This window comes from Serratia odorifera, from assembly GCF_041448735.1.
In the GTDB taxonomy this organism is placed as follows: domain Bacteria; phylum Pseudomonadota; class Gammaproteobacteria; order Enterobacterales; family Enterobacteriaceae; genus Serratia_F; species Serratia_F odorifera.
Genome location: NZ_JBGMUT010000003.1, coordinates 439,749 through 447,017, shown reverse-complemented (window position 1 = coordinate 447,017; position 7,269 = coordinate 439,749). Strand labels below are relative to the sequence as shown.

The following is a 7,269-nucleotide window of genomic DNA, read 5'->3' as shown; positions in this document are numbered from 1 at the left end:
CACAGGACTTCGGCGATATCCGCCATTCCCATAGGGGCACCCGGGTGGCCGGATTTTGCTTTTTGCACGGCGTCCATGCTGAGTGCGCGGATGGCGTTGGCAAGCTCTTTACGAGAGGACATGTTTTACTCCAGGTCGGATTAAAAAAGCAGTCAAGTTTTCTATTTTCTCAGACTCCGTATTAAAACGGCAATCCCTAATGCCAAATGAGAGCGAGTTCACGACTTATTAGCACCAATCGGCTGATTTTCGGAATATCACTATTTCACACCGCGCCAAGCTACACTAGGCTCTTGCAACCCGATTGTTTCAGCTAAAATCACACGTTCCCCTTGTTACTATCACAGGAAGATGGCTTCATGAAAATTCGTACTTCTTTGATTGCATTAAGCATTGCCACCTTGGTAAGCGGCTGTCAAAACCTCGATACCAATACCCTGATGCAGTCTGGCGCACAGGCGTTTCAAGCGGCAACGCTAAGCAATGACGACGTAAAAACGTTAAGTGTAAAATCCTGCGCCGAGATGGACAGCAAGGCACAAATCGCGCCGGCCGACAGCTCCTATGCCAAACGTCTGAATAAAATCGCGGCGGCGCTGGGCGACAATATCGACGGCACGCCGGCCAACTATAAGGTTTACCTGACGAAAGACGTCAATGCCTGGGCAATGGCCAACGGCTGTATCCGCGTTTACAGCGGGCTGATGGACATGATGAACGACAACGAAGTGGAAGGCGTACTGGGTCATGAAATGGGCCACGTGGCGCTGGGTCATACCCGCAAGGCGATGCAGGTTGCCTACGGCACCGTTGCTCTGCGCACCGCAGCGGCCTCTACCGGCGGCATTATCGGCTCCCTGTCACAGTCGCAGCTGGCCGATATCGGCGAAAAGCTGGTCAGCGCCCAGTTCTCGCAAAAGCAGGAGAGCGAAGCGGATGACTATTCCTTCGATCTGCTGAAAAAACGCGGCATTGACCCGAACGGCCTGGTGACCAGCTTCGAAAAACTGGCCAAGATGGAAGCCGGCCGTCAAAGCAGCATGTTTGACGACCACCCGTCCTCGGAAGCGCGCGCGCAGCACATCCGCGAGCGCATTGCGGCAGGTAAATAACCCCTGGGGGCGAGGCCTGGCCTCGCCCGGTTTCAATACAGGGTTTTCTGCGGCGGGCCGGCAAAGGTCAGTGGCCCGACGCGTTTCATCTCCACCTCCACCACCGTCGGTCCCGGGTAGTTGATCGCTTCCGCCAGCACGCCGTTGAACTGCGCCGCATCGTCAACCTTCCAGGCCTTGATCCCCATGGCTTGCGCTACCTGCGCGAACGCTGGCGTATGCAGCTCATTGTAATACTGACGGCCAGCAAAGTACTTGTCCTGAATACCGCGCATCACACCATACCCGCCGTCGTTCATGATCAGCAGGGTGATGTTGGCCTGTTCCTGCGCCATGGTGGCCAGTTCTCCCAGTCCCAGAGCCAGACCGCCATCCCCCACCAGGCCGACCACCTTACGCTGCGGGTTGGCGATTGCCGTGCCGATCGCCATCGGCAGCCCCAGACCAATCGCCCCGGCCAGCGAATGGATGTTGCACAGCGGCGCCACGGCGCGGAACAGCCGACTGCCCCACACGCTGCCTGAAACGGTGATATCACGCACCAGCAGACCGTCGTTCGGCAGCGCTGCGGCGATGGCATCGTTCAACTTGACGTATTCGCCGGACTGCTGGCGCAACGCCGTTTCCGCCTGCTGCACCGCTGCGGCGATGTCGGCATCCCATGCGGCATCCACCCGGGCGTGCGGTGCATAACGCGCCGCCAACGCGCTCAGCAAGGCTGCGCAATCGCCGTTGATCTGTTCGTCGGCCAGATAGTTGCGGTTGGCCGCCGCCGGATCGATATCAATCTGCACCAGCGGGCGCGGTAGCGGCAACGTCCAGGTGCGGGTTTCGTTACTGCGCAACCGCGATCCGGCCACCAGTGTCAAATCACAGCGGTTGAGTATTTTTTCTATGCTCGGCGAATTATGGAACGCCCGCAGGCTGCGCGGGTGACTGTCTGGCAGAATGCCGCGCCCGTGGGTACTGGAGATCACCGCAACCCCGGCGTCCGCCAGTTGCTTCACCGCAGGCGCACAGGATAGCGCGCCGCCCCCCAACCACAGCAGCGGACGTTTGGCCGCACGCAGGCGTTGGTAGAGCCGTTCTACCGCGGCGTCGTCCGCTGCTGGCAGCGCGGGCGGCAAACGTGCCGGCGTCAGCACCGCACTCGACACCAGGCTACTTTGGATATCAATCGGGATTTCTACCGCCACCGGACCGCACGGCACGGTCTGCGCCTGCTGGATTGCACGCTGGATCACCGCCACCGCCTGTTCCGGTGAATTGACGCGATAGGCCGCTTTTGAACAGGCGCGCAGGAAGCCCAACTGGTCTTTGGTTTCGTGGATAAACCCGGCGTCGGCGTCAAGATAGGCTTTTTCCACCTGACCGGTAATATGCAGCAGCGGCGTGTTGGCGTTCAGCGCTTCAATCATTGCCCCGACCGCATTGCCGGCGCCCGCACCGGTGCTGGTCAGCGCCACGCCCAGGCCAGAAAACCGTCCATGCGCGTCTGCCATGGTCACCGCCCCCGCTTCGCCGCGCGCCGGCACAAAGCGGATCGCCCCGCGCTGCCCGACGGCGTCGGCAATCGGCAGATTGTGGATCGAGATGATGCCGTAAATCGCCGACACCGCGTAGTGCTCCAGAGTCCGGGCTATCGCCTCGCCTACCGTTATTTTATCGCTCATCATCTGCCTTCTTTTATGAGGGTATGCAAAAGTAATCATCTGTACCAATTGACGCTTAGTCGCTCCAGCGGTTGATCTGGTGGTTTAATGCCAGATACACGCTCTTTTGCTGCATATACGCCTTGATGCCGTGCAGCCCTTTTTCACGCCCCAGGCCGCTGTGTTTAAAGCCGCCGAACGGCGTCGAGATCGAGAACGTCTTATAGGTGTTGATCCACACGGTGCCGGTTTCCAACTGCGACGCCAGCGCCATCGCCCGCGGAAAATCACGGCTCCAGATGCCCGCCGCCAGCCCGTAAACCGAATCGTTGGCCATTTCAATCAGCTGTGCTTCATCGTCGAACGGCATCGCCACCAGCACCGGACCAAAAATTTCTTCCTGACACACCCGGGCCTCGTTATTCAGCCCCTCAATAATTGTTGGCAGGTAGTAGCTGCCGTTCGCCAGTTGCGGATCCGCCGGTATCTCGCCGCCGATCAGCACTCGCCCGCCTTCCTGCTGCGCCAGCGCGACGTAATCGGCCACGCTTTGCCGATGGCGGGCATTAATCAGCGGGCCAAGGTGTACCCCAGGTTGTAACGGGTTGCCGACGCGCAGCCCACTCGCCAGTTCGCACAGCCGCGCCAGCAACGGCTGGTACAGCGAACGGTGCACGAACAGCCGCGAACCGGCGATGCACGCCTGCCCGGCGGAACTGAAAATGCCGTAGCAGATGCCGCGCGCCGCCTGCTCCAGATCCGCGTCTGCCAATACCATGGTCGGCGACTTGCCCCCCAGCTCCAGCGAGGTCGGGATCAGCTTTTCTGCCGCTACGTGCGCCAAATGGCGGCCGGTGCTGGTACCGCCGGTAAACGAAATTTTTTTCACCAAAGGGTGACGCGCCAGCGCTTCGCCAATCACCGAGCCCTTGCCCGGCAACACGCTGAGTAAACCGGCCGGCAATCCGGCCTGTTCAAACAGTTCCGCCAGTTTGAGCGCCATCAGCGGCGTCGCTTCAGCGGGTTTGAGGATCACCGCATTGCCCGCCGCCAGTGCCGGAGCCACTTTCTGCATTTCGCTGGCAATCGGTGAATTCCACGGCGTAATGGCGGCGATCACCCCCAGCGGCTGGTACTGGCTGAGCGTCATCGCGTCGTGGCTGCGCTGGGTGGGCAGTTCACCCTCCAGCACTTCGCAGGCGGCGGCAAAATAACGCGCGGTGGCGGCCGCGCTGGCCACCAGTCCACGGGTTTCTGCCAGCGGTTTGCCGTTGTCGCGGGTTTGCAACTGCGCCAACGGCTCCAACTGCTCGACGATCAGCTCGCTGACGCGCTGCAGGATCGCCGCCCGCTGGTGCGGTAGCTGCTGCCGCCATTCAGGCGCACGCCAGGCGCGTTCCGCTGCCGCAACCGCATCGTTGACGTCGTCGAGGTTGGCCGCATGCAGTTCGGCATTCAGCGAGCCGTCGGCCGGGAATCGCGATTGCATCAGTTCGCCGCGCCCTTCACGCCAGCGCCCGGCCAGGAAGATCTTTAACGTTTCCATGCTATGACTCCTACAGTTCGGCAGCTAGCAGCCGCCGTCGACCAAACGGCGGCAGGCTTGCACCGCGCTTAACGCCGCTAGCGTCGAGGTTTTCGGGTTGCCGGCCAACGGATTGCCGCTCAGCTGCATCTGGAATTCGCCAAAGCGGCCGCTGACCCGTAATTGATGACTGTTGTGGCGGGTATGCGGATCCACTTGCAAACGAACCCGGGTGGCATCCATCCCCACGCCATGCAGGGCGATGGTGGCGGCAACGTTGGCATTGGCCGGGAACAGCCGTGCCGCCTCGCGCGCCGTGCCGTCAAAGAACACCTGCGTTTCGCTGACCGCATCCAGATCAATGAGTTTTTCCGCCAGGCTGCCGCGCCAGCTGGCCGGGCTTTTGCTGGCTTGATAGGTCACGCTCTCCAACCCGCCCTCGCGCGCAGACGCCAGCCCGTCCATACCGGCAATGGCACCAGACAGCACCCACAACCGCCCGTGGTGGCGTTGGCAGGCCTGCTGAATGCGTAATTGCAGCGCCGCGTCCGCCAGCGCGCCGGTTGAAATCACCGCCAGCGTCCAGCCGCGCTGCACCACCGCTTCGCCAAATTCCGCCACCGCCTGCTGGCTGGCGCACTCCAGCACCAGATCCGGCCGGCCGTCACATTGCGCCGGATCGGTCAACGCCGGCACCCGATCGCCATAGGCTTCGGCAATCGCTGCATGATGTGCGTCACGCGCCACGATCCACCCTGGCACGACCCCCTGCGGCAAACGCGCCAGCACTTCTTTTGCCATCGCACCGTAGCCGATCATCATGATCTTTTTCATTGTCGCTCCTGCTTACAGATGTCGGTTGAAGCCGCCGGACACGTCCAGCGCCGCTCCGGTGGTAAAGGAGGCCATCGGCGACGCCAGGAACAGCAACGCCCGCGCCGGCTCTTGCGGTTTACCCAATCGCTTCATCGGGATGCCTCGCCGCTCGGCGATCGCCGCCGTCCACGTCTCCCAGCTCTGCTGCTGGTCGCTACGCTCGGCAAAGCGGCGACGCCATTGACCAGACTCCACCATGCCCAGCAGAATCGAATTAACCCGAATACCTTTGTCGACCAGCTGTTTTGACAATGTCAGCGTCATGTTCAGCAAGGCCGCACGCGCCGCCGAGGTGGCGATCATGTGCTCTTCCGGCTGTAACGCCAGCAGAGAGTTGACGCAGGTGATCGAGGCGATGTCCGAGCGCTCCAGCGCCGGCAGGAACGCCTGCAGCGGATTGATAACGCCGAACAGTTTCAGTTCGGCTTCATGCAGCCAGGCCTCGCGCGGCGTTTGCTCAAAATCGGCAACAAAGCCCTGCCCGGCGTTGTTGATCAGCATGTCCACGCCGCCGAAGCGCTGCGTGACCTCGGCGGCAAATTGCGCCACCTGCGCGGCGTCCAGCACATCGCAACGTGCGGCGACGATCTCCGCCTGCGGAAACGCCTCGCGCAGCTGCGCCAGCGCGGCGTCAAGCTTGTCCTGGTTGCGGCCGCAGAACGCCACCCGCGCGCCTTCCGCCAGCAACAGCCGCAGGGTTTCGAAACCGATGCCCGAGGAGCCGCCGGTCACGACCGCTACCCGTCCCTCTATCTGGAAATTCATGCTTGGATTGCCCTCGTAAATTCCTGCATATAACGGTTAAACACCGACGGCGCGTCAAGGTAGCTGGCGTGTCCGGCATCGGTTATCAACCGCAGTTCGGCATCCTGCCGTTGTGCCAGTTCGCCTACCGCTGCCGGTGGTGTAATCTGGTCAACGTCGCCGCACCACACCTGCAACGGGCCGCGATAACGCATCAAATAAGCGCCGATATCGTCATTGGCCAACATCCAGGCGGCGCTGAGAAAACCGGATGGATTGAGCTGCCGCATAGCGCTCTGCACCCAGGCAATATCCTGCGGGTCGGCGCCTTCACGTAACAACGCCGCCGCCCGTTGTTCGCCGTAACCCTGCGGCCCCAGCGTTGCCATCATCTGCTGGCGCTGCTGATAAACCTGCCGGCGTTTTTCTGCCGTTGCGCTGCCATAACCCTGCGCCGGATCCGCCAGCACCAAGCCGTTCAGGCCATACGGATACTCCGCCGCATAGGCGCTGCCAATCAGCGCGCCCAGCGAATGGCCGATCACCAGGGGCTGCGCCAGTTGCAAATGGTCGATCAGCGCCGCCAACGCGCGGGCGTAAGCGGCGGCATCCGGCTGAGCGTCGGCCAGCGGCGCGCTGCCGCCATAACCCGGCGCATCCCAGGCGATCAACCGATGCCCGGCAGCCAGGCGCGCGTCGGTCAACTGCTTCACCCATGACGCCGAGCCGGAACTGATACCATGCAGCAACACTACCGGTCGGCCCTGCCCGGCTTCGCGCCAGCTCAACAGATGGCCGTTACAGTTCGCCTGTCGGCGTTCCGGCAATGCGTTCATCCGTTGCGCTTCACTTTCGACAAAGGATGGTCCGCCGGATAGGTCGGGATTTCCGGCTTGGCGGTGCCGAGCATCACGCACATCAGCGCCTCTTCTTCGCCATGGTTAAACAGGCCGCGATAAATGCCTGCCGGTACCGAAATCAGATCGCGCTCTTTCAGCACCGTTTCGTAATACGCCTCGCCGTCCTGAATCATCAGCGTGATGCTGCCTTTCAGCATGAAGAACACTTCTTCAACGTCGTCGTGCAAATGCAGCGGCCCTTCGCATTTCGACGGCAGCACCATGGTCGAGAAAGTGAAGTTGCCGGCGGGCACGGTGTTAACGTCGCTGGCGACGCCGGTAGCGCCGGTGCCGATGTAGCGCATCTGCGCACGGCGGTATTTGGCATCGAAATCCGCCTGGAACTTCAGCGCGTTCCAGTCATATTTACGACCTTCAAAACGGGCGATGCGTGATTCCACCCAGTTCGCCATGGTCATATCCTGCGGCTTGATCGCGTTTTTTTGCTCAATCTGTGACAT

Annotated in this window: 8 protein-coding genes; 1 reads left to right on the top strand and 7 read right to left on the bottom strand. The window is 61.5% G+C overall.

The window, feature by feature from the left end:
• Positions 1-122: thiamine pyrophosphate-binding protein (locus ACCC84_RS12495; protein ID WP_171996282.1), on the bottom strand; the 122-nt coding region annotated here is incomplete at its 3' end.
• Positions 123-359: 237 nt separating this feature from the next.
• On the opposite strand from ACCC84_RS12495, the gene loiP reads away from it, so the two are divergent.
• Positions 360-1,112, top strand: coding sequence for a metalloprotease LoiP (loiP, locus tag ACCC84_RS12490; RefSeq protein ID WP_004958957.1), 753 nt, complete (start codon positions 360-362; stop codon positions 1,110-1,112).
• Positions 1,113-1,144: 32 nt separating this feature from the next.
• Here loiP and ACCC84_RS12485 read toward each other — a convergent pair whose 3' ends face one another.
• Genes ACCC84_RS12485 through ACCC84_RS12460 form a run of 6 tightly spaced genes read right to left on the bottom strand, consistent with a single transcriptional unit; the run spans position 1,145 to position 7,269 of the window.
• On the bottom strand, positions 1,145-2,785 hold the full coding sequence (locus ACCC84_RS12485; protein WP_039991767.1) for a thiamine pyrophosphate-binding protein: 1,641 nt from the start codon (positions 2,783-2,785) through the stop codon (positions 1,145-1,147).
• A gap of 55 nt (positions 2,786-2,840) precedes the next feature.
• Positions 2,841-4,310, bottom strand: coding sequence for an aldehyde dehydrogenase (locus ACCC84_RS12480; protein ID WP_004958952.1), 1,470 nt, complete (start codon positions 4,308-4,310; stop codon positions 2,841-2,843).
• A 24-nt stretch (positions 4,311-4,334) separates the two neighbouring features.
• Positions 4,335-5,123 carry an aspartate dehydrogenase gene (locus tag ACCC84_RS12475; protein ID WP_371901957.1) on the bottom strand — a complete coding sequence of 263 codons (789 nt, stop codon included), beginning with the start codon at positions 5,121-5,123 and terminating at the stop codon, positions 4,335-4,337.
• Between the two features lie 12 nt (positions 5,124-5,135).
• The gene (locus tag ACCC84_RS12470; RefSeq protein ID WP_004958948.1) at positions 5,136-5,930 is read right to left on the bottom strand and encodes an SDR family oxidoreductase; all 795 of its coding nucleotides are present in this window, start codon (positions 5,928-5,930) and stop codon (positions 5,136-5,138) included.
• Positions 5,927-6,745 carry an alpha/beta fold hydrolase gene (locus ACCC84_RS12465; protein WP_371901956.1) on the bottom strand — a complete coding sequence of 273 codons (819 nt, stop codon included), beginning with the start codon at positions 6,743-6,745 and terminating at the stop codon, positions 5,927-5,929. Before ACCC84_RS12465 ends, ACCC84_RS12470 begins: the two co-directional genes overlap by 4 nt.
• Complete coding sequence (locus ACCC84_RS12460; protein WP_371901955.1) at positions 6,742-7,269, bottom strand: cupin domain-containing protein; 528 nt, start codon at positions 7,267-7,269, stop codon at positions 6,742-6,744. The genes ACCC84_RS12465 and ACCC84_RS12460 overlap by 4 nt, the downstream gene beginning before the upstream one ends.

Bases quoted from the DNA above. Each gene is read 5' to 3' on its own strand.
- loiP (WP_004958957.1), top strand. From the start codon at position 360: ATGAAAATTCGTACTTCTTTGATTGCATTAAGCATTGCCACCTTGGTA.
- ACCC84_RS12485 (WP_039991767.1), bottom strand. From the start codon at position 2,785: ATGAGCGATAAAATAACGGTAGGCGAGGCGATAGCCCGGACTCTGGAG.
- ACCC84_RS12480 (WP_004958952.1), bottom strand. From the start codon at position 4,310: ATGGAAACGTTAAAGATCTTCCTGGCCGGGCGCTGGCGTGAAGGGCGC.
- ACCC84_RS12475 (WP_371901957.1), bottom strand. From the start codon at position 5,123: ATGAAAAAGATCATGATGATCGGCTACGGTGCGATGGCAAAAGAAGTG.
- ACCC84_RS12470 (WP_004958948.1), bottom strand. From the start codon at position 5,930: ATGAATTTCCAGATAGAGGGACGGGTAGCGGTCGTGACCGGCGGCTCC.
- ACCC84_RS12465 (WP_371901956.1), bottom strand. From the start codon at position 6,745: ATGAACGCATTGCCGGAACGCCGACAGGCGAACTGTAACGGCCATCTG.
- ACCC84_RS12460 (WP_371901955.1), bottom strand. From the start codon at position 7,269: ATGTCACAGATTGAGCAAAAAAACGCGATCAAGCCGCAGGATATGACC.